Source organism: Actinokineospora sp. UTMC 2448 (assembly GCF_024760565.1).
In the GTDB taxonomy this organism is placed as follows: domain Bacteria; phylum Actinomycetota; class Actinomycetes; order Mycobacteriales; family Pseudonocardiaceae; genus Actinokineospora; species Actinokineospora fastidiosa.
Genome location: NZ_CP031087.1, coordinates 4,978,890 through 5,003,868, shown reverse-complemented (window position 1 = coordinate 5,003,868; position 24,979 = coordinate 4,978,890). Strand labels below are relative to the sequence as shown.

At 71.7% G+C, this 24,979-nt stretch carries 19 protein-coding genes, 1 pseudogene and 1 riboswitch; of the genes and pseudogenes, 13 read left to right on the top strand and 7 right to left on the bottom strand.

Features of this window, described 5'->3' with window-relative positions; translation table 11 throughout:
- The first annotated feature begins 33 nt into the window (after positions 1–33).
- Positions 34–125, top strand: a riboswitch (glycine riboswitch).
- 255 nt (positions 126–380) lie between these two features.
- From gcvT to Actkin_RS22625, 7 genes are all read left to right on the top strand, one after another.
- Positions 381–1,457: a glycine cleavage system aminomethyltransferase GcvT gene (gene gcvT, locus Actkin_RS22655; RefSeq protein WP_258904192.1), complete on the top strand. Its 1,077-nt coding sequence runs from the start codon at positions 381–383 to the stop codon at positions 1,455–1,457.
- Between the two features lie 20 nt (positions 1,458–1,477).
- Positions 1,478–1,858, top strand: coding sequence for a glycine cleavage system protein GcvH (gcvH, locus tag Actkin_RS22650; protein ID WP_189211415.1), 381 nt, complete (start codon positions 1,478–1,480; stop codon positions 1,856–1,858).
- Positions 1,859–1,860: 2 nt separating this feature from the next.
- Positions 1,861–3,132 (top strand): serine hydroxymethyltransferase, encoded by a 1,272-nt coding sequence (gene glyA / locus Actkin_RS22645; protein ID WP_258904191.1) that lies wholly within the window; start codon positions 1,861–1,863, stop codon positions 3,130–3,132.
- Between the two features lie 61 nt (positions 3,133–3,193).
- Positions 3,194–4,555, top strand: a complete 1,362-nt coding sequence (locus Actkin_RS22640; RefSeq protein WP_189211413.1) for an L-serine ammonia-lyase — start codon at positions 3,194–3,196, stop codon at positions 4,553–4,555.
- A 195-nt stretch (positions 4,556–4,750) separates the two neighbouring features.
- Positions 4,751–6,565, top strand: coding sequence for a glycoside hydrolase family 6 protein (locus Actkin_RS22635; RefSeq protein ID WP_258904190.1), 1,815 nt, complete (start codon positions 4,751–4,753; stop codon positions 6,563–6,565).
- Between the two features lie 114 nt (positions 6,566–6,679).
- Entirely contained in the window at positions 6,680–7,198 is a 519-nt protein-coding gene (locus tag Actkin_RS22630) for a PadR family transcriptional regulator (RefSeq protein ID WP_258904189.1), read from the top strand.
- The gene (locus tag Actkin_RS22625) at positions 7,195–7,986 is read left to right on the top strand and encodes an alpha/beta fold hydrolase (protein ID WP_258904188.1); all 792 of its coding nucleotides are present in this window, start codon (positions 7,195–7,197) and stop codon (positions 7,984–7,986) included. The genes Actkin_RS22630 and Actkin_RS22625 overlap by 4 nt, the downstream gene beginning before the upstream one ends.
- A 711-nt stretch (positions 7,987–8,697) precedes the next feature.
- On the opposite strand, the pseudogene Actkin_RS22620 reads toward Actkin_RS22625, so the two are convergent.
- Positions 8,698–9,673, bottom strand: a pseudogene (locus Actkin_RS22620) (Ku protein).
- Between the two features lie 182 nt (positions 9,674–9,855).
- On the opposite strand from Actkin_RS22620, the gene Actkin_RS22615 reads away from it, so the two are divergent.
- The 4 genes from Actkin_RS22615 to Actkin_RS22600 all read left to right on the top strand — a co-directional run bounded on the left by Actkin_RS22615 (position 9,856) and on the right by Actkin_RS22600 (position 12,650).
- The gene (locus tag Actkin_RS22615; RefSeq protein WP_258904186.1) at positions 9,856–10,260 is read left to right on the top strand and encodes a hypothetical protein; all 405 of its coding nucleotides are present in this window, start codon (positions 9,856–9,858) and stop codon (positions 10,258–10,260) included.
- 31 nt (positions 10,261–10,291) lie between these two features.
- Complete coding sequence (gene lpdA / locus Actkin_RS22610; RefSeq protein WP_258904185.1) at positions 10,292–11,689, top strand: dihydrolipoyl dehydrogenase; 1,398 nt, start codon at positions 10,292–10,294, stop codon at positions 11,687–11,689.
- A gap of 105 nt (positions 11,690–11,794) precedes the next feature.
- Positions 11,795–12,211, top strand: coding sequence for an organic hydroperoxide resistance protein (locus Actkin_RS22605; RefSeq protein ID WP_258904184.1), 417 nt, complete (start codon positions 11,795–11,797; stop codon positions 12,209–12,211).
- Positions 12,212–12,290: 79 nt separating this feature from the next.
- A complete protein-coding gene (locus Actkin_RS22600) occupies positions 12,291–12,650 on the top strand; it encodes a MarR family winged helix-turn-helix transcriptional regulator (RefSeq protein ID WP_189211859.1) in 360 nt (119 codons plus the stop codon).
- Here the strand turns inward: Actkin_RS22600 and Actkin_RS22595 are convergent.
- On the bottom strand, positions 12,647–13,432 hold the full coding sequence (locus tag Actkin_RS22595) for an MBL fold metallo-hydrolase (RefSeq protein WP_258904183.1): 786 nt from the start codon (positions 13,430–13,432) through the stop codon (positions 12,647–12,649). The two genes, Actkin_RS22600 and Actkin_RS22595, sit on opposite strands and share 4 nt — an antisense overlap.
- Positions 13,433–13,502: 70 nt before the next feature.
- Here Actkin_RS22595 and Actkin_RS22590 point away from each other — a divergent pair, with 70 nt between their 5' ends.
- Entirely contained in the window at positions 13,503–14,252 is a 750-nt protein-coding gene (locus tag Actkin_RS22590; RefSeq protein WP_258904182.1) for a VOC family protein, read from the top strand.
- A gap of 859 nt (positions 14,253–15,111) precedes the next feature.
- On the opposite strand, the gene Actkin_RS22585 is transcribed toward Actkin_RS22590, so the two are convergent.
- Genes Actkin_RS22585 through Actkin_RS22575 form a run of 3 tightly spaced genes read right to left on the bottom strand, consistent with a single transcriptional unit; the run spans position 15,112 to position 17,297 of the window.
- Positions 15,112–15,741 carry an AAA family ATPase gene (locus Actkin_RS22585; protein ID WP_258904181.1) on the bottom strand — a complete coding sequence of 210 codons (630 nt, stop codon included), beginning with the start codon at positions 15,739–15,741 and terminating at the stop codon, positions 15,112–15,114.
- Positions 15,742–15,751: 10 nt separating this feature from the next.
- On the bottom strand, positions 15,752–16,189 hold the full coding sequence (locus Actkin_RS22580; RefSeq protein WP_189211402.1) for an SRPBCC family protein: 438 nt from the start codon (positions 16,187–16,189) through the stop codon (positions 15,752–15,754).
- Between the two features lie 55 nt (positions 16,190–16,244).
- Positions 16,245–17,297: a TetR/AcrR family transcriptional regulator gene (locus tag Actkin_RS22575; protein WP_258904180.1), complete on the bottom strand. Its 1,053-nt coding sequence runs from the start codon at positions 17,295–17,297 to the stop codon at positions 16,245–16,247.
- A 158-nt stretch (positions 17,298–17,455) separates the two neighbouring features.
- Here Actkin_RS22575 and Actkin_RS22570 point away from each other — a divergent pair, with 158 nt between their 5' ends.
- Complete coding sequence (locus tag Actkin_RS22570) at positions 17,456–18,607, top strand: cytochrome P450 family protein (protein ID WP_258904179.1); 1,152 nt, start codon at positions 17,456–17,458, stop codon at positions 18,605–18,607.
- A gap of 222 nt (positions 18,608–18,829) precedes the next feature.
- Here Actkin_RS22570 and Actkin_RS22565 read toward each other — a convergent pair whose 3' ends face one another.
- Entirely contained in the window at positions 18,830–20,275 is a 1,446-nt protein-coding gene (locus tag Actkin_RS22565; RefSeq protein WP_258904178.1) for a glutamate synthase subunit beta, read from the bottom strand.
- The gene (gene gltB / locus Actkin_RS22560; protein ID WP_258904177.1) at positions 20,268–24,779 is read right to left on the bottom strand and encodes a glutamate synthase large subunit; all 4,512 of its coding nucleotides are present in this window, start codon (positions 24,777–24,779) and stop codon (positions 20,268–20,270) included. Before gltB ends, Actkin_RS22565 begins: the two co-directional genes overlap by 8 nt.
- Between the last annotated feature and the right edge of the window lie 200 nt (positions 24,780–24,979).

Below are 24,979 nucleotides of genomic sequence, written 5' to 3'. Positions count from 1 at the left end.
GTCTGCCCTGCACAACCGCATATAGGGCCGCAACGAGCCAGGACGGGAGAGCCTCCGCCAGCGAGCGGGGCACCGAAGGAGCAAACTCCCCGGAATCTCTCAGGTAAAGCTACCGTCCCAGGCCAGGCCACTCTGGAAAGCAGGCGCGCGGTCAGCGCCTCACCCACGGTGCAAGCCGTCTCGACGGCGAAGCTCTCAGGTGCCGATGACAGAGGGGGAGTTCCGCCACCGAAGCGGGTCCTCCCGACCCGTCGAACCGCAGGAGCTCTGGTGCCCGAAGTCCGCCCGCCTTCGCCGCGTCTCCCATCACCCAGCGGCAGCCTGTCCGCCGTGGCACGCTGCCGTCTCGATTCCCGCGCGCCGAAGGAGCCAGCCAGGCCATGAGCACACCCTCCCCGCTGCACGAGGTCCACCAGTCGCTGGGCGCGTCGTTCACCGACTTCGCAGGCTGGTCCATGCCCCTGCGGTACGGCAGCGAGCTGGCCGAGCACAAGGCCGTGCGGACCGCGTCCGGGCTGTTCGACCTCAGCCACATGGGCGAGATCGCCGTCACCGGCCCGCAGGCCGCAGCGGCGCTGGACTTCGCCCTGGTCGGAACGCTGTCGAAGGTCAAGCCCGGCAGGGCCCGCTACACGATGCTCTGCGCGGAGGACGGCGGCGTGCTGGACGACCTGGTCGTCTACCGGCTGGCCGACGAGGAGTACATGGTCGTCGCCAACGCCTCCAACGCGGCCACCGTCGTCGCCGCGCTGACCGAGCGGGCGGCCGACTTCGACGCCACCGTCACCGACCGCTCCGCGGAGTACGCGCTCATCGCCGTGCAGGGCCCGACGTCGGCGGAGATCGTCGCCGCGGTGACCGGCGCCACGCTGGACGGGCTGAAGTATTACGCGAGCATGCCCGCCACCGCCGCGGGCCACGACGTCCTGCTCGCCCGCACCGGCTACACCGGCGAGGACGGCTTCGAGATCTACGCCACGGCCGCGCAGGCGCCCGAGATCTGGGCAGCCTGCGCCGAGCGCGGCGCGACCCCGGCCGGGCTGGCCTGCCGCGACACCCTGCGCCTCGAGGCCGGGATGCCGCTCTACGGCAACGAGCTCACCGCCGAGCTGACCCCGTTCGACGCCGGTCTCGGCCGCGTCGTCAAGTTCGAGAAGCCCGAGTTCGTCGGCCGCGCGGCGCTGGAGAGGCGCCAGGAGACCGACCGGGCGCTCGTCGGCCTGCGCGGGGAGGGCAGGCGCGCCCCCCGACACGGGTACTCCGTGCTCGACGCCGATTCCGCCCAGGTCGGTACTGTCACCAGCGGCGCGCTCTCGCCGACCCTCGGGCACCCGATCGCGATGGCCTACGTCCCCGCCGCGCTGAGCGCTCCGGGGACGGCGTTGACCGTCGACATCCGGGGCGCGAAGGCCCCCGTCGAGGTCGTGGCCCTGCCCTTCTACCAGCGTCCCGCCTGACCAGGAGAGTCGACACCGACATGAGCAACCCGCAGAACCTGTCCTACACGGAGGAGCACGAGTGGGTCGACGCCGCCGACCCGGCGGCGGCTACCGTTGGCATCACCGCATACGCCGCCAACGCGCTCGGTGATGTGGTGTACGTGCAGCTGCCCGCGGTCGGCGACAACCTCACGGCCGGTCAGCCGTGCGGTGAGATCGAATCCACCAAGTCGGTCAGCGAGCTGTACGCGCCCGCCGACGGCGAGGTCGTCGAGATCAACGAGGCCGTCGTCGACAGCCCCGAGCTGGTCAACACCGACCCGTTCGGCGACGGCTGGCTGTTCCGGTTCCGCGTCGCGGGCGACCTGGAGCTGCTCGACGCCGAGCGCTACGCCGAGCTGACCAAGGAAGAGGGCTAGACATGACCTCCTTCTCCGCCGACCTCGCCACGGTCGACCCCGAGGTCGCCGCGGCGGTCGACGCCGAACTGCGTCGGCAGCAGAACACCCTGGAGATGATCGCCTCGGAGAACTTCGCGCCGCTGGGCGTGCTGGAGGCCCAGGGGTCGGTGCTGACCAACAAGTACGCCGAGGGCTACCCGGGCCGCCGCTACTACGGCGGCTGCGAGCACGTCGACGTCGTGGAGACGCTGGCGATCGAGCGGGTCAAGGCGCTCTTCGGCGCCGAGCACGCCAACGTCCAGCCGCACTCGGGCGCGCAGGCCAACGCCGCGGCGATGATGGCGGTGCTGAAGCCGGGCGACACCATCCTGGGCCTCGACCTGGCCCACGGCGGGCACCTGACGCACGGCATGAAGATCAATTTCTCGGGCAAGCTCTACAACGTGGTCGCCTACCACGTCGACAAGGACACCGGCCTGGTCGACATGGACGAGGTCGCCGCGCTGGCCGCCGAGCACAAGCCGAAGCTGATCATCGCGGGCTGGTCGGCCTACCCGCGCCAGCTCGACTTCGCCAAGTTCCGCGAGATCGCCGACGCGGTCGAGGCGCTGCTCATGGTCGACATGGCGCACTTCGCCGGGCTCGTCGCCGCCGGGCTGCACCCCAGCCCGGTCCCGCACGCCCACCTGGTGACCACCACCACGCACAAGACCCTCGGCGGACCCCGCGGCGGCGTGGTCATGTGCACCAAGGAGCTGGCCAAGAAGGTCAACTCCGCGGTGTTCCCCGGCCAGCAGGGCGGCCCGCTGGAGCACGTCATCGCGGCCAAGGCGGTCTCGTTCAAGATCGCCGCGTCCGAGGAGTTCGCCGAGCGCCAGCGCCGCGTGCTGGAGGGGGCGAAGATCCTCGCCGAGCGGCTGTCCCGGCCGGACTGCCGCGAGGTCGGCGTCAAGCTGTCCTCCGGCGGCACGGACGTGCACCTGGTGCTCGTCGACCTGGTCGAGTCGTCGCTGGACGGCCAGCAGGCCGAGGACCGGCTGCACTCGGTCGGCATCACGGTCAACCGCAACGCGGTCCCGTTCGACCCGCGCCCCCCGATGGTCACCTCCGGGCTGCGCATCGGCACGCCCGCGCTGGCCACCCGGGGGTTCGACGCCGAGGACTTCGCCGAGGTCGCCGACATCATCGCCATCGCGCTTCGTCCCGACTTCGACGAGGCGACCAAGCAGGCCCTGCGCGAGCGCGTGGACCTGCTGGTCAAGCGCCGCCCGCTCTATCCAGAGCTGGGCTGAGCCCGACCGGGTGGGGCCGTGACCCGGCCCCACCCGGCGTAGTGTGGAAGGTCCCAACGTCGTGGCCGTCAGCGTCTTCGATCTGTTCAGCATCGGTATCGGGCCGTCGAGCTCGCACACCGTCGGCCCCATGCGGGCCGCCCTGATGTTCGTCTCCGGCATCGATCTCCCCCGGGTCGCCCGGGTCCGCTGCGAGCTGTTCGGCTCGCTCGGCGCGACCGGGCACGGGCACGGCAGCGACAAGGCCGTGCTGCTGGGGCTGGAGGGGGAGCGGCCCGAGGACGTCGACACCGCGTCCGTCCCCGCCCGGGTCGAGGCGATCCGCTCGTCCGGGCGGATCTCCCTGCTGGGCGCCCACGAGATCCCGTTCTCCTTCGACGACGACCTCGTGCTGCACCGCCGCAAGTCGCTTCCGCTGCACCCCAACGGGATGACGTTCGCCGCCTACGACGCCTCCGGCGCGGAACTGGCCGCGCGCACGTACTACTCCGTGGGCGGCGGCTTTGTGAAGGACGAGTCCTCCGCGGACGGCCCGGTGATCTCCGCGGACACCACGCCGGTCGCCTACCCCTTCCGCACGGCAGCGGAACTGCTGGCGCACTGCGAGTCCTCGGGGCTGTCCGTCGCCGGGGTCATGCTGGCCAACGAGCTGTCCTGGCGCACCGAGGCCGAGGTCCGCTCCGGGCTGCTGGCCATCTGGGCGGTCATGCGCGACTGCGTGGAGCGCGGCTGCGCGGCCGAGGGCGTGCTGCCGGGCGGGCTGAGGGTGCCGCGCCGGGCGAAGGCGCTGCACGAGAAGCTGCTCTCCGAGGACGGCGCGCACGACCCGCTCTACGTCATGGACTGGGTGAGCCTGTTCGCGCTGGCGGTCAACGAGGAGAACGCCGCGGGCGGCCGGGTCGTCACCGCCCCGACCAACGGCGCGGCGGGCATCATCCCCGCGGTCCTGCACTACTACGCCAAGTTCATCCCCGGCGCGTCCGACGACGGCGTCGTCGACTTCCTGCTCACCGCGGCCGCGGTCGGCGTGGTGCTGAAGGAGACCGCCTCGATCTCCGGCGCCGAGGTCGGCTGCCAGGGCGAGGTCGGCTCGGCCGCCGCGATGGCAGCCGCCGGGCTGACGGCCGTGCGCGGCGGCAGCGTCGCGCAGGTGGAGAACGCCGCCGAGATCGCGCTGGAGCACCACCTGGGGCTGACCTGCGACCCGGTCGGCGGCCTGGTCCAGATCCCGTGCATCGAGCGCAACGCGGTCGGCTCCACCAAGGCGATCCACGCCTCCCGGATGGCGCTGCAGGGCGACGGCACGCACGTCGTGCACCTCGACAAGGTCATCAAGACCATGCGCGAGACCGGCGCCGACATGCACACGAAGTACAAGGAGACCGCGCGCGGCGGGCTCGCGCTGAACGTGATCGAGTGCTGATCACGGCCTGACGAGAACTGAGAGCGCTCCCAGTTTCCTCCTGTGACGGTCTTGTCACCGTGGTGTGTCCTGCGTTACGGTCATTGCTGGGAGCGCTCCCAACCTGCAACCACCCAGTCTTGCGGCGGATGTCGGAACGATCCACTTCTAGTGGGAGCGCTCTCAAACGGCGATCTGCTCGCAAGGAGGCGATGCATGAGTCTGCGCAAGATTGGCCGATCCCGAAAGCTGGCCACGGCGATGGCGGTGACCTCGGTGGCCGCCCTGTCCGCGACGCTTGTCGTGGCGGGCACCACCACCGCCAACGCCGCGCCCGGCTGCCGGGTCAACTATGCCGTGTCGAGCCAGTGGCCCGGCGGGTTCGGGGCCAACGTGACCGTCACCAACCTCGGTGACGCGATCAGCGGCGGCTGGACCCTGGAGTGGGACTTCGGGGCGGGGCAGCGGATCCAGCAGGGCTGGAACGGCGAGTTCACCCAGTCCGGCAACCGCGTGACGGTGCGCAACCCCGGATGGAGCCCGTCCCTGGCCACCGGCGCGACGGTCACCCCCGGCTTCAACGGCTCGTGGACCGGGTCCAACCCGGCGCCGACGCAGTTCCGGCTCAACGGGACCGTCTGCACCGGCAACGTCCCGCCCACCACGACGACGTCGACCACGACGACCACCACCACGACGACGACCACGACCACCACGGGCGACAACCCGCCCGGGCAGAAGGTGGACAACCCGTACGTCGGCGCGAGCGTGTACGTCAACCCGCAGTGGAAGGCCCGCGCCCAGGCCGAGCCGGGCGGCTCGCGGATCGCCAACCAGCCCACCGGTGTCTGGATGGACCGCATCAGCGCCATCCACGGCAACGACTCGCCGACCACGGGCTCCATGGGTCTTGAGGACCACCTGGACGAGGCTGTTCGCCAGCTGGCGGCCTCGCCCACCGGTGAGCTCGTCTTCCAGGTCGTCATCTACAACCTGCCCGGCCGCGACTGCGCCGCGCTGGCCTCCAACGGCGAGCTCGGCCCGACGGAGCTGCCGCGCTACAAGAGCGAGTACATCGACGTGATCGCGGACATCCTGTCCCGGCCGCAGTACTCCGAGCTGCGCATCGTCGCCGTCATCGAGATCGACTCGCTGCCCAACATCGTCACCAACGTGACGCCGAGGGCGACGGCCACGGCCAACTGCGACGTGATGAAGCAGAACGAGAACTACCAGAACGGCGTCGCCTACGCGGTGGCCAACCTCGGTGGCGCGATCCCGAACGTCTACAACTACATCGACGCGGGCCACCACGGCTGGATCGGCTGGGGCGACCCCGTCCCCGAGTACGACAACTTCCACGCCTCGGCGCGGATGTTCGCCTCGATCAACGGCCGCGAGGGCGCGCGCCTGGACATGGTCCACGGCTTCATCACCAACACCGCGAACTACTCCGCCCTGCGGGAGCCCTACTGGACGGTCGACGACATCGTCAACGGCCGCCCGGTGAAGGAGCAGGCCAAGTGGGTCGACTGGAACGACTTCAACGGTGAGCTCGGCTTCGCCACCGGCATGCGCGCCGAACTCATCAAGAACGGCTTCCCGTCGACGATCGGCATGCTGATCGACACCTCCCGCAACGGCTGGGGCGGCCCCAACCGCCCGACCGCGAAGTCGACGTCCACCAACCCGGACACCTACGTCAACGAGTCGCGGATCGACCGGCGCATCCAGAAGGGCAACTGGTGCAACCAGTCCGGCGCGGGCCTCGGCGAGCGGCCGAAGGCCGCCCCGGAGCCGGGTATCGACGCCTACGTCTGGATCAAGCCCCCGGGTGAGTCCGACGGCGCCAGCGAGGAGATCCCGAACGACGAGGGCAAGGGCTTCGACCGCATGTGCGACCCGACTTACCAGGGCAACCCCCGCAACGGCAACAACCCGTCGGGCGCCCTGCCGAACGCGCCGCTGTCGGGCCACTGGTTCTCCGCCCAGTTCCAGGAGCTCATGGCGAACGCCTACCCGCCGCTGTAGGGGGTAGTCGACAACTGAATACCCGCTGAAGCCGCGGGCGGTGTCCAGGTCCCAGGACACCGCCCGCGGTGCGGCTAGTTGACAAATCTCCTAGGGGACTTGTCTACTAGTGGGGTGGTTCTCTCCCGCATCATCCTGGGGCTGCTCGCCATCGCGCCCATGACCGGATACGACCTCAAGCGGCACTTCGATTCGACCGTGGGGCACTTCTGGTCGGCCGACAAGGCCCAGATCTACCGGACCCTCGCCCAACTCGTCGCCGACGGCTATGCGCAGGTCGAGACCGTCGCGGGCGCGGGCGCGCCCGACCGCCAGGAGCACCGGATCACCGCCGCCGGGCGGTCGGCGCTGGCCGCGTGGCTGGAAAGCGCGCCGGAACGCCAGGTCGAGCGCGACCCGTTCCTCGCCAGGGTGTTCTTCGGCGCCGACCTCGACGACGACGGCTTCCGCGCGCTCATCGCGGGCCGCAGGGAGACGACCAGCGCGCGGCTGGCGGGCTTCGAGCGGCTGCGCGCCGAGGCCGACGCGCCCGACCGCGCGGCCCGGCTGCGCCTCGCCACGCTGGACAACGGCATCGCCCACCTGCGCACCGAACTCGCCTGGCTCGACGCCGTCGAGGAGGAGCTGGCATGACCGGCTTTCCCGAGGTGCACCACCCGGCGGCGGGTCGCCCGGTCGTGATGCTCCACGGCGGCAACGTCGGCAACTGGATGTGGGAGCCGCAGCTCCCCGCGCTCACCGACCGGATGGTCCTCACCCCGGACCTGCCCGGCTTCGGCGCCCGGGTCGGCGAGGACTGGCCGGGCCTGGACGCGGCGGCCGACGACGTCGTCGCCCGCGTGACCGCCCACGTCGAGGGTCCGTTCGACCTCGTCGGGCTCTCGCTGGGCGCGGTGACGGCGTTGCGCCTGCTGGCCCGACACCCGGACCGGGTGCGCTCGGCGTTCCTCACGGGCGCGCCGCTCACCCGCGCGGGCGTCGGACTGCGCCTGATCTGCCAGGTCCACCTGGCCTTCTGCCAGATGCCGTGGTTCTGGCGCGGCCAGGCCGCCGCGTTCGGCATCCCGGCGGACGCCCGCGCCCAGTACGTCGCCCACGGCCTCTCCGTACGCCGCGAGACCGCGGCCGCGATGAACGCCGAAGTGTGCGCAGGCGGCGTGCCAGCGGACCTGGGCCGCTACACCGGCCCCCTGCTCGCGATCGCAGGCCAGAAGGAGTCAGCCGCCGTCCGGCGGTCCTTGGCGGACATCGCCAAAGGCGCCCCCCAATCCATCCTCCGACTCGCGCCGGGGATGCACCACATCTGGAACATCGAGGACACCGCATTGTTCAACGACGCCCTACGCGCCTGGCTAGCCGGAACCGCGGACCCCCGGCTCCTCCCGGTGGAACCGAGAACGGCCGACCGCCATGCATCCTGACCCACCCCGCCGAGGCGCACCAGCCACAGAACCACCGACCGACAGGGAGTGGCTGACCACCCCCTGACCATTCCCCCACGCTTGCTCAGTCCCGCCCTGACCGGCCCTGCGCACAACAAGCACCCGGCGGTTGCAGCCACCCACGCACCATCACCGACGGCCATGGCCACACCACCACCGCCCACCCTGCCCATCAACGGTTGGTCTCGCCGCCCGCCTGCGGCGTGGCGTCGCCGGGCACCGGTGGTGGGGTCTCGCCGGGTGCCGGTGGTGTGGTCTCGCCGCCTGCTGGACGGCGTGGTCTGGCTGCCCGCCGATGGCGTGCTCGCGCCGCTCGCCCCCGCTGCTCGCCCCCGCCGCGCTCTTTCGCCCACCAACGCGTGGCCCGCTGCCCGCCCGCGACGCACCTTCGCCGCGCGCCGATAGCGTGCTTCCGCTGCCAATCCCCGACTCGCTCTCCGCCGACGACGGCATGGCCGCGCCGCCAGTCCTCGGCGTTGGCGTTGCTGTCCGCCAGCGGCGCGCCTCGCTGCCTGCTACAACCTCGTCTCGCTGTCAGCCCTCGGCGTCACTGTCCGCCAGCGGCGCGGCTCGCTGGCCGTCTGCGGTGGTCTCGCTGCCTGCTACAAGCTGTCTCGCTGCCAGCCCTCGGCGCAACTGCCCGCCAGCAGCGCGCCTCGCTCGCCCTCTGCCGTGGCCCCGCTGCCGCCTCTACAGCACCGGCCTCGCTGCCCGCCTACGACGCCGCCCTGGTGCCTGCCTTCTCGATGGCCTTCTCCAGTTCCTCGCGGGTCATCTTCGAGCGGCCCTTGATGTCGAGGTCCTTGGCCAGCTTCTCCAGCTCGGCCTTGGTCAGCTCGGACAGGTCCTCTTCCAGCTCCGCCTTCTTCGGCGTGGCCGTCTTGCCCTTCTTGCGGCTCTCCACGCTCGCGCTCAGGGCCTCGAACAGGTCCACGACCTTCGTCGGCTCGGCGGGCTCCTCCTCGGCCACGATCGTGCGGCCCTGGCGCTTGTCCTCGATGAGCTGTTCGACGCGCTGGGTGTAGGTGTCGTGGTAGTTCTCCGGCGTCCAGTCCTCGGCCATGGACTCGACCAGGGAGACCGCCATGTCCAGTTCCTTGCCGCGCGCGGAGACCAGCTCCGGCATGGACTTCAGTTCCTTCGCCGGGTTCCTGATGTCCTCGGGGAACAGCAGGGTCGTCAGGATGAGCAGCTCATCACCCGGCCGCAGCGCCGTCAGGTACTCCTTGCCACGCATGACGAACGACGCGATCCCGGCCTTGTTCGTCTTCCGCATCGCCTGCAGGAGCAGGCTGTAGGCGCGGCCGTACTCCTCTTTCGTGGGACTGAGCCAGTACGTCTTCTGGAAGTAGATCGGGTCGATCTCGTCGAGGTCGACGAACGCGCTGATGTCGATCGTCCGCGACCGCCCCGGGGCGATGGCGTCGAGCTCGTCGGGCTCCAGGATCACGTACTCGCCGCCGCCGAGGTCGGCGCCCTTGACGATGTCGGAGTACGCGACCTCCTTGCCGGTGCGCTCGTTGACCCGCTTGTAGCGGATCCGGTCGGAGGTGCCCCGCTCGAACTGGCGGAAGCTGATGGTGTGGTCCTCCGTCGCGCTGTACAGCTCCACGGGCACGGTCACCAGGCCGAAGTTGATGGCGCCTGCCCAGACCGGTCGTGCCACGGACCCTCCCCGAGTTCTCCCTGTACGCCAAACAGTAGGCCCGCGCACCGCCCGCCGCCACGCCGTTGACTGAAAGAACATGACCGGTTCGGGTTTGAAACTCACGCTAATGGGTACTACTCAGCCGAACCCCCGACCTTCCGGAGGCGGCTTTGCTACCCCTCAGGCTCCCACCGCGCCCATTGTGGCGCGGACTCGAGTACGGCCCCGCTCTCGTCGTGCTCGATGCCGCCGGGTCCAGGCCGGACGACATCCCCGCCGCCTGGGTCCCGCTGACCGACTCGTTCCAGATCGCCTGGTGCGCCACCCCCGGGCCGGAGACCGGCCCCGAGGCCGTCGAGGACGTGCTGGAGACCCTCGCCGACCGACGGGTGCGCACCCACATCGTGGCCGACGCCGAACTCGCGGAGTTCGCCGCGGGCGTGCTCGCCGAGTTCTCCCACATCGTGCGCACGCTGGTGGTGGTCGGCGCGGGCGACCTCCCGGCCACCACCGGGGTGCACACGGCCCGGGTGCCCGGCCGCGACCTCTCCTCACCGCAGGTAGTCGCCTCGGTGCTCGCCGAACTCGGACGGGCACGCACCTGACAACACCGGCGCGGGCAATAGTGTGGGCGGTATGAGCACACACTTCGACGTCGTGGTCCTCGGCGCCGGGCCGGGCGGCTACGTGGCCGCCATCCGGGCGGCGCAGCTCGGGCTGAGCACTGCCATCATCGAGGAGCGCTACTGGGGCGGTGTCTGCCTCAACGTGGGCTGCATCCCGTCCAAGGCACTGCTGCGCAACGCGGAGCTGGCGCACATCCTGTCCCACGACGCCGAGACGCTCGGCATCCAGGTCGAGGGCTCGCTGCGCTTCGACTACGGCAAGGCGTTCGCCCGCAGCCGCACGGTCGCCGACGGCCGGGTCAAGGGCGTGCACTACCTGATGAAGAAGAACAAGATCACCCAGTTCTTCGGCTGGGGCACGTTCACCGACCCGAACACCATCGAGGTCAAGACCGACAGCGGCACCGAGACCGTCACCTTCGGCCACGCCATCGTCGCCGCGGGCGCGACGACCCGGCTGCTGCCCGGCACGAAGCTGTCCGACCGCGTCGTCACCTACGAGGAGCAGATCCTCAGCGACACGCTCCCGGAGAGCATCGTCATCGCGGGGGCGGGCGCCATCGGCGTCGAGTTCGCGTACGTGATGCACAACTACGGCGTGAAGGTCACCATCGTCGAGTTCCTCGACCGGATGGTGCCGCTGGAGGACGAGGAGGTGTCCAAGGAGCTGGCCCGCCGGTACAAGAAGCTGGGCATCGAGGTCCTCACCGGCACCCGCGTCGAGTCCATCGACGACAGCGGCGAGAAGGTGCGCGTCACCGTCTCCAAGGGCGGCCAGGAGCAGGTGCTGGAGACCGACAAGGTGCTCCAGGCGATCGGCTTCGCCCCGCGCGTGGAGGGCTACGGCCTGGAGAAGACCGGCGTCCGGCTGACCGAGCGCAAGGCCATCGACATCGACGGCTTCTGCCGCACCTCCGTGCCGCACATCTTCGCCATCGGCGACGTCACCGCCAAGCTGATGCTCGCCCACACGGCCGAGGCCATGGGCGTCATCGCCGCGGAGACGATCGCGGGCGCGGAGACCATGGAGCTGGACTACGTCATGATCCCGAGGGCGACCTACTGCCAGCCGCAGATCGCCAGCTTCGGCTACACCGAGGCGCAGGCCCGCGAGCGCGGCTACGACGTGAAGGTGGCCAAGTTCCCCTTCACCGCCAACGCTAAGGCGCACGGCCTCAACGACCCGGTGGGCTTCGTCAAGCTGATCAGCGACGCCAAGCACGGCGAGCTGCTCGGCGGCCACCTGATCGGGCCCGAGGTCACCGAGCTGCTGCCGCAGCTGACCCTGGCCCAGCAGTGGGACCTCACCGTGCACGAGGTCGCCCGCAACGTCCACGCGCACCCGACGCTGGGCGAGGCCGTCAAGGAGGCCGTCCACGGCCTCGCCGGTCACATGATCAACATGTAGGGGAGTTGCCCGGGGTCCGCCCCGGGTAAGCCCCGCCACTTCGAGTTGTGCACAACTTAATTGCAGGCTAGCTTTGTGGGTAGTCGACCGCGAAGGAGTCAAGCGATGAAGGTGCTCTACACCGCAGAGGCGACCGCCACCGGTGCGGGTCGCGGCGGGCACGTGCGCTCGTCCGACGGCGTCATCGATCAGGACCTGGCGGTGCCGACCGGGCTCGGCGGCCCGGGCGGCGCGGCGAGCAACCCCGAGCAGCTGTTCGCCGCGGGCTACTCGGCGTGCTTCCACGGCGCCCTGCAGCTCGTCGCCCGGCAGGAGGGGGCGTCCGTCGAGGGCTCGCAGGTCACCGCGTCCGTCGACATCGGCAAGTCCGCCGACGGCCTCGGCCTGGCCGTGCGGCTGACCGTGACGGTGCCCGGCGTCGAGCGGTCCGTTGTGGAGGACCTGGTGGCCAAGGCCCACCAGGTGTGTCCCTACTCCAAGGCCACCCGTGGCAACATCGACGTCGACCTGGTGGTCGCCTGAGCATCCGGAGGTAGCCGTGGCCGTCTCGCCGACGCTGGAGCAACAGCTGTGCTTCGCGCTGTACTCCGCGTCCCGGGCGATGACGGCCCGGTACCGCCCCCTGCTCGACGAACTCGGGCTCACCTACCCGCAGTACCTGGTCCTGCTCGCCCTCTACGAGCGCGACGGGCGGACGGTGAAGGAGCTGGGGGAGGAGCTGCGGCTGGACTCCGGCACGCTCTCGCCGCTGCTGAAGCGCATGGCCGCCGCGGGCCTGCTCCGCCGCACCCGCAGCGCCGACGACGAGCGCAGCGTCGTGGTCGAGCTGACCGACGAGGGCGCGGCCCTGCGCGGGCGCGTCGCGGAGGTCCCGGGCGGGCTGTTCCGCGACACGGACGTCACCGTGGCCGAGATCGCTGACCTGCGCGCGCGACTGCAGGACTTCCTGGCGCGCATCTAGAGGGGCTTGGTCTGACCCCGGTACAGGTATTCGATCGTCGCGCTGGGCTTGCGGCGCTCCACCTCGTGGGTGAAGTCCGACAGGGGCGAGTGGAAGAGGCCGTAGTCGTCGTAGTGCACGGGTAGGGCCTTCTTGGGACGCACCATGTCCAGCAGGTCGACGCCGCGCTCGCCGTCCATGGACAGCAGCATGCCGAGGATCCTCGTGCCGCCGAGGTGGATCACGGCGGCGTCGATGTGCGGGTAGCGCTCGGCGATGCCCGCGATGCCGGGGAAGGGGAGCGTGTCGCCGCTGAGGTAGACGCGCAGCGGCGCGCGGTCCGGCGGCTCGTACTCCAGCAGCGTGCCCATGACCGGCGGGAGCAGCCCGGCCAGCGGACCCCGCGTGTGCACGGCGGGCAGCGAGGTGACGCGCAGGCGCTCGCCGTCCTTGTCCAGGACCCGCTCCTGCCAGGTGCGCATCGGCACGGCCTCGGTGAAGCCCTTGCCGCGCAGCCTCCCCGCCGCGTGCTCGGTGGTGAACACCGGCAGGTCGCGGTGCAGGTCGCGGCGGGCGACCCGGTCGAAGTGGTCGCCGTGCAGGTGCGACAGCACGACACCGTCCAGCGGCGGCAGTTCGCCGATGGTGAGTGCGGGATCGGTCCTGCGCCTGCTGACCAGGCCGTGTCCGATATGGACCCACTGGCCGCGCCGCACGAAGTTCGGGTCGGTGAGCACGGTGAACCCGCCGAGCCGCAGCAGCGTGGTGGCGGTGCCGACGAAGGTGATCGCGCAATCGGCCATCCACCCGGCTACCCGGCCCCGCGCGCGGCGAACCCACGCGAGTGTCGGTGACCCCGGTTAGCGTGGGGGCATGAGCCACGTCAGCGAGAACCAGCCCCTCGGCACCCCGACCTGGGTGGACCTCGGCATCCCCGACCTGGCCCGCGGCCAGGAGTTCTACCAGGCCGTCTTCGGGTGGGACTTCGAGGACTGGTCGGGCTACAGCGTCGCCCTGCTCGACGGCCGCAAGGTCGCGGGCATCTCCGGCTACGCCGAGGGCCCGGACCACTGGTGGAACGTCTACCTCGCCACCGACGACTGCGCCGCGACGGCGGAGAAGGTGCGGGAGGCGGGCGGCCGGATCGTCAACGAGCCCGACGCCATGGCCGACCTCGGCTTCATGGCCGCCGCTGTCGACGCCGTCGGCGCCCCGTTCAGCCTGTGGCAGGGCAAGAAGATGGTCGGCTGCGAGGTCGTCAACGAACCCGGCGCCCTGGTGCGCAACGACCTCACCACCCCCGACCCCGCTGCCGCCCGCCGGTTCTACGCCACCGTCTTCGACTTCACCCTCGACACCAACCCCGACCTCCCGTCGATGGACTTCACCTTCCTCCGCCGCCCCGACGGCCACGAGATCGGCGGCATCATGGGCTCGCAGACCGCCCACCGCTCCCGCTGGTCCACCACCTTCGAGGTCGCCGACACCGACGACACCGCCACCAAGGCCATCAAGGCAGGCGGCCGAGTGGTCGACACCGAGGACATGATCTACGGCCGCTTCGCCGTCCTGCTCGACCCGTTCGGCACGGAGTTCTCGGTGATCGCCCGCCCGTCGAACTAGGCGGCCGGGGGAGGCGGGTGCCTGCCGACCGCTGTGCCGACCAGCGGCTCGCCGCTCAACGCGGCCAGCGCGGTCGCGCAGGATCGGCCCGTTCGGGTGGTGTCGCGTGTTCGGGCGGAAATCGCATTGTTGACCGGTCTGCCGGTCCAGGTGGACGAGTCCTCCCCACCCCGGCTCGATTCAGCTGGACGGCAACTGCCTGGCCACCTGGTCCGGCCGCCGCCGCAGCAACCGAGCCGCCGGCGAGCAGCCGCCGCCGCCGGCGAGCAGCCGCCGCCGCCGAGCCGCAGCAGCAGCAGCAGTCGGGCCGCAGCAGCAGCAGTCGAGCTGCGGTCGCAGCAGCCGCCGAGCAGCCGCCGCAGCAGCCGCGGAGCCGCCGCTGCAGTAGCAGCCGAGCTGCCGCAGCCGAGCTGCCGCAGCCGAGCTGCCGCAGCCGAGCTGCCGCAGTAGCAGCCGAGCCGCCGAGCCGTTGCAGCAGCCGCCGAGCCGCCGCAGCTCGCCGCCGGGCTGCCGTCGCGGCCCCCAGCCGTATCGAACCGGGCCTCCCGCGCGATTCCCGCCCACCTGGTCCGGAAAGCCGACGCGCAGCGGCGGCCGTGTGCTGGCCCTACTTCCGCGAACCCGGGTCGCCTAGCCCGGCAGGCTGGCGCACAGCGATGCCTGGGCCGAAGCGGCTCCCGCCGGAGCCCGCCCGCCTGGTCCGGCGGTGCAGCGTGCAGCTGCGCCCGTACCGAATCGGTCCTACTCCCGCCAACCCCCACCTGCCTCCCGGCAGCGGCGGCCACGGCAACTCGCCGACCACGGATCCGGCAGCTCCGCGTCCCGGCCACCCTCCACCGGTCGGTGCTCGTTCGCCCGGCTAAGCGATCAGGCGGATGTGTTTCACCCCGACCCAGGCCCGCCGCACGGCGCCGCGGAGGGGGCTGTCGGTGTTCGGGGTCAGGTGCAGGCCCGCTCGGGCGGCGATGTGGTCGGCCACCTCGGCCACCGACGGCTCGTCCGTCCAGACGTGCTCACCGAACTCGGGGCCGCTCAGCCGCTCCAGGCAGTGGTCGAGCTTCGACACCGCCCAGCTCTCCCGGCGTAGCGGGGCGTCCTTGCCCGCCATGAACGCGAGGAGGTGGCCGAAGCCGCGTTCGCGCAGGCGGTTGAGGATCGTCTCCCGATCCGCCAGCAGGGAGAAGTGGCGCACGTCGTGGCCGTCGTCGCGGAGCCTGCCGACGATCTCGTCGAAGTACGCGGGCTCCGTCAGGGTCATGGGCGCGATGACGTCGTGCTTGGCCAGGGTGAGCGACAGGACCTCGTAGACGCCCTGTCGCCACGCGGGTAGGTCCTGGAAGTCCTCGCGCAGGTGGGCGGGCATCATCCGGTGCAGGCCGAAGCCGACCATCTCCGGGTCGCAGATGACGCTGCCGGGCAGGCGTCGGCGCAGCTCGTGCGCCGTCTGCGTCTTCCCGCAGCCGAACGGCCCGTTGATCCACAGGAGCATGCGCCCGACTCTACGGAGATTCCTCCAGGCACGAGCGCAGCCGCCGGAGGTCGGCGCTGATGGCGCGGTGGACCTGCTTGCGCAGCAGCGGCGTGAGAAGGCCGAAGAACCGGCCGGGCGAACCGCTGGCGTCGATGGCCACCTCGGTGCCGCCCTCGGCGTCGGCCAGCTCGTACCGGATCCGCATGGGGAACGGGCGCTCGACGTCCAGCTCCACCATGCGGCCCGGCTCGTGCGCGGTGACGACGTAGCCGTAGGTGAAGTCGCGGCCGAGGAAACGCGCCGTGCGCTCGACCGTCATCCCGGTGGTGAGCGGGCCCGGCCGGTCCGGCCTGCTCGACCGGATGCCGCCGGTCCACCGCAGGTCGTTGGCCGGGTCGAACATGAACGCGGCGACCTCGGCGCGCGGTCGGCGGATCAGGGTCACCGGGCGTACGTCGACGGACATGGCCTGCCTCCTCCGTGCGGACCCACGATAGGTCCGTCCGGCGGCGGGCACCCGGCTACCGCGGCGCCTTGGTGTCGTGGAGGCTGCTCGCGGCGCAGGCGGCGAAGCCCTCCGACCGGAGCTTGATCCGACCGCCCGCGATGCGGAGCGCGACCTCGGTCGTGTCGGAGACACCGGTGACGCCCGCCGCGGCGGCGATCGCGCCGTCGGGGTCCACGACCACGCGCAGGCGCGGCACGCTCGCGGGCGGGAACGCCTGGCGGAGGTGAGCGCGCGTCTCGGCGACGGTGAGCCGGACCAGGCCGACGAGCTCGCCGGGGTCGGCGGAGACCACCACGAGGGTGATGTCCTCGTTGTCCGGCATCTCGCGGATGGCCTCCTCGATGGCGGAGAGCCGGTGCACGCCCAGGATGGCGACCAGGCCGGTGCTCGTCAGGTCGGCGGGCGCGTCGTGCGCGAGGTCCCTCGCCTCGCCGGGCGACCACGGGTCGTCGAGGACCTTGGTGGGCGGCAGCTGGTCCGGGAACCGCCACGCGGTCTCGAGGTCGGGCAGGTTCTCGCAGGTCTGCACGATGTGGAACGGCTCGACCAGCCCGGGCGCGGCGGCGGCGAACTGGCGCGCGCCCTCCAGGATCGTCAGCGCGGCCTCGGCCTGGCGCACGCGCGGGCGGGTCCCGCCCAGGTGGCCCAGCGCGAAGCCGATCTGCAGCGCCGACAGCTTCATGAGCTGGGTGTAGGCCTGACGGGTGCGGTCGTCGGCCATGACCTCGGAGAGCAGGTGCGCGCCGAGGTGGGTGGGCGCGGTGGCCAGCGGCAGGCGGGCGACGAACGCGCGGGCGAGGGCGCCGAGGGCGTCCTTCTGGGTCTTCTTCCTGGCCTGCCCGCCGTCGGCGGCGGCTGCCTCGGCGTCCTCGGCGAGGACGGCGAAGTAGAGGGCGCGCTTGCTGGGGAAGTTCGAGTACACCGCGCCCCGGGTGAGCCCGGCGCGGGCGGCGACGGCGTCGACCTTGGTCGCCGGGTACCCGCGCTCGGCGAACTCCGCGCGGGCGGCGGCCATCAGTTTCGCCCGGTTGCCCTCGCGGGTGGCGAGCCTCGTCTGCTTGGCCACGTGATCCTCCCTGGCGCCTCGTGCTTCGCCGATCAAGATAGCAGCCCAGATGATGTCACCATATGACCACATCATCCAGATGTTGAGATCATATGATGCCATCATCCAGATGATGGCATCATTCGGATGTTCACATCATATGTTCTCATCATCTGGAGGTGCCGGTGCTGGAGATCGACGCGACCGACCCGCGCGTGCTGGGGGACCCGTTCGGGGTGTACGGGGAGGCGCGGGAGGCCGGGCCGCTCGCCCGGCTGGTGGTCCCGGGGATGCGGTCGCTGTGGGTGGTGACGCGGCACGAGGGCGCCCGGGCGATGCTGGGCGACCCCCGGTTCGAGCTGCGTGCCGACAGCTTCCAGCGGCCGCCGCTGGGTCCGGAGGTGGAGCCGTACCTGCACACGATGGCCGAGAAGGACGGGCCGGAGCACACCAGGCTGCGGAGGCTGGTCGCGCCCGCGTTCTCCGCGCGCAGGGCCGAGGCCGTGCGCGGGCGCGTCGAGCGGATCGTCGAGCGCCTGGCAGCGGAGCTGCCCGACCCGGCGGACCTGGTCGCCGACTTCGCCCGCCCGCTGCCGATGGAGGTGATCTGCGAGCTCATCGGCATCCCCGAAGCCGACCGCGCCGACTGGCGCACCCACGGCGCCGCCGTCGCGGCGGGCTTCGGCGCGCAGTTCATGGCCGCCATCCCCGCGATCATCGAGGGCGCCAAGTCCGCCGTCGCCCGCCGCCGGGCCGAACCCGCCGACGACGTGCTCTCCGACCTCATCCAGGTCAACGACGACGACCGCCTCACCGACACCGAACTGGTCACCCTGGTCTGGCACCTGGTCCTCGCGGGCCAGACCCCGACCAACCTCATCGCCAACGCCGTCGAGACCCTGCTCGCCCACCCCGACCAACTCGCCCTGCTCCGCGAGACCCCCACCCTGATGCCAACCGCCGTCGAGGAACTGACCCGCTGGTGCAGCCCCCAACTCCTCACCACACCCCGCTACACCCGCGAGCCCGTCGACTTCTTCGGCACCACGATCCCCGCGGATGAGCCCGTCACCGCCTCCATCGCCGCCGCCAACCACGACCCCCGAGCCTTCCCCGCCACCCTCGACATCACCCGCCCGCCAGCCCAACACCTGGCCTACGCCCACGGCCCCCACTACTGCCTGGGCGCACCCCTCGCCCGAGTCCAAACGGAACTCGCCCTGTCCGCCCTCCTACGCCACCACCCGAACCTCTCCCTCGCAGGCATCCCCCACCGCGCCCCCGACCCCGGCACCTGGCGCCTCTCCACCCTCCCGGTGACGCTGGGCTAGAGGACCCACTGGGCAGGGGACCAGCACCAGGCGGGCCCCTGCCTAGCGGACTGGATGGCAAGGAAGCAGGCGGTCGGGCGACCGACCACCACCCGTGCGTCCGAACTGTCGACCCGCCCACGTGGCGCGTGCTAAGCGCGAGGTGGCGGCAATTCCTGGCCCCGGAATAGAGAACGGGCCCGCAGGCATCGTCGACTGCGGGCCCGTCCGGTCACACAACCCCTAGACCAGCGGACGGTCCGTGGGGGCGATGGGGCGGGGGAGGACTCGGCGGCCGGTGAGGTAGGCGTCGACGCCCGCGGCGGCGGCGCGGCCCTCGGCGATGGCCCAGACGATCAGGGACTGGCCCCGGCCCATGTCGCCCGCGGTGAAGACGCCGGGGACCGACGTCTGGAAGTCGGCGCCCCGGGCGACGTTGCCCCGGTCGTCGAGGTCGACGCCCAGGTCGCCGAGCAGGGCGGACTTCTCCGGGCCGACGAAGCCCATCGCCAGGGTGACCAGGTCGGCCGGGATCTCGCGCTCGGTGCCGGGGACCGGGACGAACCGGCCGCCCTCGGCGCGGACGTCGGTCAGGCGCAGGGCCCGCACGTGGCCCTCCCCGACGAACTCCGTCGTGGACACCGAGTACACCCGCTCGCCGCCCTCCTCGTGGGCCGACGACACCCGGTACAGCATCGGGTAGGTCGGCCACGGGGTGGACTCCGGGCGGGACGACGGCGGCTTGGGCATGATCTCCAGCTGCGTCACCGACGCCGCCCCCTGCCGATGGGCGGTGCCCACGCAGTCGGCGCCGGTGTCGCCGCCGCCGATGACGACGACGTGCTTGCCCGCCGCGTCGATCGGGGAGCGGTCCAGCAGCCCGGCTGCCACCTTGTTCGCCAGCGGCAGGTACTCCATGGCCTGGTACACCCCGGTCAGCCCGCGCCCGGGGATGGGCAGGTCGCGCCACGCCGTCGCGCCGCCCGCGAGCACCACCGCGTCGTAGGACGAGCGCAGCTCGGCGGCCGTCACGTCCACGCCCGCGTTGACGTTGGTGCGGAACACCGTCCCCTCGGCCCGCATCTGCTCCAGCCGCCGGTCCAGCCGGGACTTCTCCATCTTGAACTCGGGGATCCCGTACCGCAGCAGCCCGCCGATGGCGTCGGCGCGCTCCAGGACCTCCACGTCGTGGCCCGCCCGCGTCAGCTGCTGCGCCGCGGCCAGCCCGGCGGGGCCGGACCCGATGACCGCGACCGTCTTGCCGGTGCGGGCAACCGGCCGGACCGGGGTGATCCAGCCCTCGTCCCACGCCCGGTCCACGATCGAGATCTCGACCCGCTTGATGCTCACCGGGTCCTGGTTGATCCCCAGCACGCACGCGGCCTCGCAGGGCGCGGGGCACAGCGTGCCGGTGAACTCCGGGAAGTTGTTGGTCGCGTGCAGCCGCTCGGCCGCCGCGCGCCAGTCGTCCCGCCAGACCAGGGTGTTCCACTCCGGCACCAGGTTGCCCAGCGGGCAGCCCTGGTGGCAGAACGGGATGCCGCAGTCCATGCAGCGCCCGGCCTGCTTGGCCACGCGCTCGTTCCCGAACTCGTCGTACACCTCGCGCCAGTCCTGAAGGCGCAGGAACACCGGGCGGGAGGGGGCGTTCTCCCGAGGGGTGGTCAGAAAGCCCTTGGGGTCAGCCATGAGCGGCCTCCATGATCGCCTGGTCGATGTCGCGGCCCTCGGCCTCGGCCGCGGCGCGCGCGGCCAGCACGCGCTTGTAGTCCTTGGGCATCACCTTGGTGAAGCGGCTGACGACGCTGTCCCAGTCGGCCAGCACCGAGCGGGCCACCGCCGAGTCGGTCTCGGCCTGGTGGCGCACCACGGTCTCGCGCAGGAAGTCGTGGTCGTCGGCGTCGAGCGGGTCGAGGTCGACCATCTCCGGGTTGACCCGGCCCGCGTCGAGGTCGAGCACATAGGCGATGCCGCCGGACATGCCCGCCGCGAAGTTGCGCCCGGTCGGCCCGAGCACGACGACGCGCCCGCCGGTCATGTACTCGCAGCCGTGGTCGCCCACGCCCTCGACGACGGCCAGCGCGCCGGAGTTGCGCACGCAGAACCGCTCGCCCACCTTGCCGCGCAGGAAGATCTCGCCGCTGGTGGCGCCGTAGCCGATCACGTTGCCCGCGATGACGTGCTGCTCGGCGGCGAACTGCGCCTCCGGGTGCGGCCGCACGATGACGCGCCCGCCGGAGAGGCCCTTGCCGACGTAGTCGTTGGCGTCGCCGATGAGCCGCAGCGTCACGCCGCCGGGCAGGAACGCGCCGAAGGACTGGCCCGCCGTGCCGGTGAAGGTCACCTCGATCGTGTCGTCGGGCAGCCCGCCGCCGCCCCAGCGCCGGGTCACCTCGGACCCGAGCATGGTGCCCACCGTCCGGTTGACGTTGCGCACGGGCAATTCCAGCCGCACCTTGTCGCCGGACTCCAGCGCGCCCTCGGCGAGCTGGATGAGCGTGTTGTCCAGCGCCCGCTCCAGCCCGTGGTCCTGGGCGACGACCTGGTGGCGGGCCGCGCCCTCGGCGAGCGCGGGCACGTGGAAGATCGGCGAGAGGTCGAGCCCGCTGGCCTTCCAGTGGTCGACGGCGGCCCGGGTGTCCAGCAGCTCGGCGTGGCCCACGGCCTCGGCCAGCGTCCGGAAGCCCAGCGCGGCCAGCAGCTCGCGCACCTCCTGGGCGATGAACTCGAAGAAGTTCACCACGTGCTCGGCCTTGCCGCTGAACCGCTCGCGCAGCACCGGGTTCTGCGTGGCCACGCCCACCGGGCAGGTGTCGAGGTGGCACACCCGCATCATGATGCAGCCGGAGACCACCAGCGGCGCGGTCGCGAAGCCGAACTCCTCGGCGCCGAGCAGCGCGGCCACCACGACGTCGCGGCCGGTCTTGAGCTGGCCGTCGGTCTGCACCACGATCCGGTCGCGCAGGCGGTTGGCCAGCAGCGTCTGCTGCGTCTCGGCCAGGCCCAGCTCCCACGGCCCGCCCGCGTGCTTGATCGACGACAGCGGGGACGCGCCAGTGCCGCCGTCATGCCCGGAGATCAGGACGACGTCAGCGTGCGCCTTGGACACCCCCGCCGCGACCGTGCCCACGCCGACCTCGGACACCAGCTTCACGTGGACGCGCGCCCTCGGGTTGGCGTTCTTCAGGTCGTGGATGAGCTGCGCCAGGTCCTCGATGGAGTAGATGTCGTGGTGCGGCGGCGGCGAGATCAGCCCGACACCGGGCGTGGAGTGCCGGGTGCGCGCGATCCACGGGTACACCTTCGTGCCCGGCAGCTGGCCGCCCTCGCCGGGCTTGGCGCCCTGGGCCATCTTGATCTGGATGTCGTCGGCGTTGACCAGGTACTCGCTGGTGACGCCGAAGCGGCCGGAGGCGACCTGCTTGATCGCCGAGCGCCGCTCGGGGTCGTAGAGCCGCTCGGCGTCCTCGCCGCCCTCGCCGGTGTTGGACTTCGCGCCCAGCCGGTTCATCGCGATCGCCAGCGTCTCGTGCATCTCCTGGGAGATCGAGCCGTAGGAGATCGCGCCGGTGGAGAACCGCTTGACGATCGAGCTGACCGGCTCGACCTCCTCGATCGGCACCGGCGGGCGCACGCCCTCCTTGAACGCGAACAGCCCGCGCAGCGTCTTCAGCGACGCCGACTGGTCGTCCACGAGCCGGGTGTACTCCTTGAAGATCTCGTACTTGCCCGTCCGCGTGGAGTGCTGCAGCTTGAACACCGTCTGCGGGTTGAACAGGTGCGGCTCGCCCTCGCGGCGCCACTGGTAGTCGCCGCCCACCGCCAGCTCGCGGTGGCTGGCGCGCACGCCGTCGGCCGGGAACGCCGCCCGGTGCCTGCGCGCCACCTCCTCGGCGAGGACGTCGAAGCCGACGCCGCCCAGGCGCGACGTGGTGCCGGTGAAGCAGGCGTCGATCACCTCCGGGCCCAGGCCGAGCGCCTCGAAGATCTGCGCGCCGTGGTAGGAGGCCACAGTGGACACGCCCATCTTCGACATGGTCTTGCGCAGCCCCTTGCCGAGGGCCTTGATCAGGTTGCGGGTCGCCTGCCTGGCGTCCACGCCGGGGATCCGGCCGCGCTCGGCCATCTCCTCGACCGTGGCCATCGCCAGGTACGGGTTGACCGCGGACGCGCCGTAGCCGACGAGCAGGGCGATGTGGTGCACCTCGCGGGCGTCGCCGGTCTCCACGACCAGGCTCACCTGCGAGCGCGTCTTCTCCCGCACCAGGTGCTGGTGGACCGCGCCCACCAGCAGCAGCGACGGGATCGGCGCCAGGTCGGCGTCGACGCCGCGGTCGGACAGCACCACGATCCGGGCGCCGTCGCGGATCGCCAGCGACACCTCGGCGCGGATCTCGCCCAGTCGCTCGCGCAGCGCGTCGCCGCCGCCGCGCACGGCGTAGCGGCCGTGGATGGTGACGGACTGGAACTCCGGCAGGTCCCCGTCGTCGTTGACGTGGACGATCTTGGCCAGCTCGTCGTTGTCCAGCACCGGGAACGGCAGGGTGATCCGGCGGCAGGAGTCCGCGCCCGGGGCCAGCAGGTTCGGCTCGGCGCCCAGCTGGGTGCCGAGGCTGGTGACCAGCTCCTCCCGGATCGCGTCCAGCGGCGGGTTGGTGACCTGGGCGAACAGTTGGCTGAAGTAGTCGTACAGCGGGCGCTGGTCGCTCGACAGCGGCGCGAGCGGGGCGTCGTTGCCCATCGAGCCGATCGGCTCGGCGCCGGTGCGGGCCATCGGCTCCAGCAGCAGCGCCAGCTCCTCCTCGGTGTAGCCGAAGGCCTGCTGGCGGCGCACCAGCGAGTCGTGCGTCGGGACCTCGCGCTCGCGCGCGGGCAGGCTCTCCAGCCGCACCAGGCCCCGCTCGACCCACTCGCCGTAGGGGTGCGCGGCGGCCAGCTCGCCCTTGATCTCCTCGTCGTCGATGATCCGGCCCTGGGCGGTGTCGACCAGGAACATCCTGCCCGGCTCCAGCCGTCCCTTGCGGACGATCGCGGTCGGGTCGATGTCCAGCACGCCGACCTCGGAGGCCAGCACGACCAGGCCGTCCTCGGTGACCCAGTACCGGGCCGGGCGCAGGCCGTTGCGGTCGAGCACCGCCCCGATCTGGGTGCCGTCGGTGAAGGACACCAGCGCCGGGCCGTCCCACGCCTCCATCAGGGTGGAGTGGAACTCGTAGAACGCCCGCCGCGCGGGGTCCATCGTGGTGTGGTTCTCCCACGCCTCGGGGATCATCATCAGCACGGCGTGGGGGAGCGGGCGGCCGCCGAGGTGCAGCAGCTCCAGCACCTCGTCGAAGGACGCCGAGTCGCTGGCGCCCCGGGTGATGACCGGCAGGATCCGGCGCAGGTCGCCGGGGATCAGGTCGGTGGCCAGGGTCGCCTCGCGGGCGTCCATCCAGTTCCGGTTGCCGCGCAGGGTGTTGATCTCGCCGTTGTGCGCGACGTAGCGGTAGGGGTGGGCCAGCGGCCACGACGGGAACGTGTTGGTCGAGAAGCGGGAGTGCACCAGGCCGATCGAGCTGGTGACCCGCTCGTCGGTCAGGTCGGGGAAGAACAGGGCGACCTGCGGCTCGGTGAGCATTCCCTTGTAGACGATGGTCCGCGAGGACAGGCTCGGGAAGTAGACGTCGGCGGCCCGCTCGGCGCGCTTGCGCACGCAGAACGCCAGCCGCTCCAGCGCCATCCCGTCGACCCCGTCGGCGGCGGCGATGAACAGCTGCGCGAAGTGCGGCATCACGGAGGCGGCGGTGGCTCCACAGTGCTCGCGCCGCACCGGCAGCTCGCGCCAGCCGAGGACGACGGCGCCCTCCTCCGCGGCGATCGTCTCAACAGCTGAGACGGCGGCGGCGCGGGCGTCGGGGTCCACGGGCAGGAACGCCGTGCCGACGGCGTACGCGGCGGGCAGCTCGAAGTCCACGACCGCGCGGAAGAACGCGTCCGGCACCTGGATCAGGATGCCCGCGCCGTCGCCGGTGTCCGGCTCGGCGCCGCGGGCGCCGCGGTGCTCCAGGTTGCGCAGGGCGACGAGAGCTTTGGCGACGATGCCGTGGTCTCGGCGGCCGGTGAGGTCGGCCACGAAGGCCACACCGCACGCGTCGTGCTCGTACTGCTCGTCGTAGAGACCACCGCGCAGGTGGTCTTGGCGGGTCGTCACGCTAGCGGCCCTCCCATATGGCGGGAACGCGAGCGGGCAGGCGGGGACCAGGGGCCAGGGCGGCGCACCGGGAACCCCGCGCCCGGTGGCGTCCCCGGAATCTTCCGGCGACATTGGACTGCCCGGGCATCGGGCGGTTGAGCGCACCTCGTCGTGCGGAGCGCGGCCGTCGGACCCCATTGGCGACGGGCGCGAGTCAT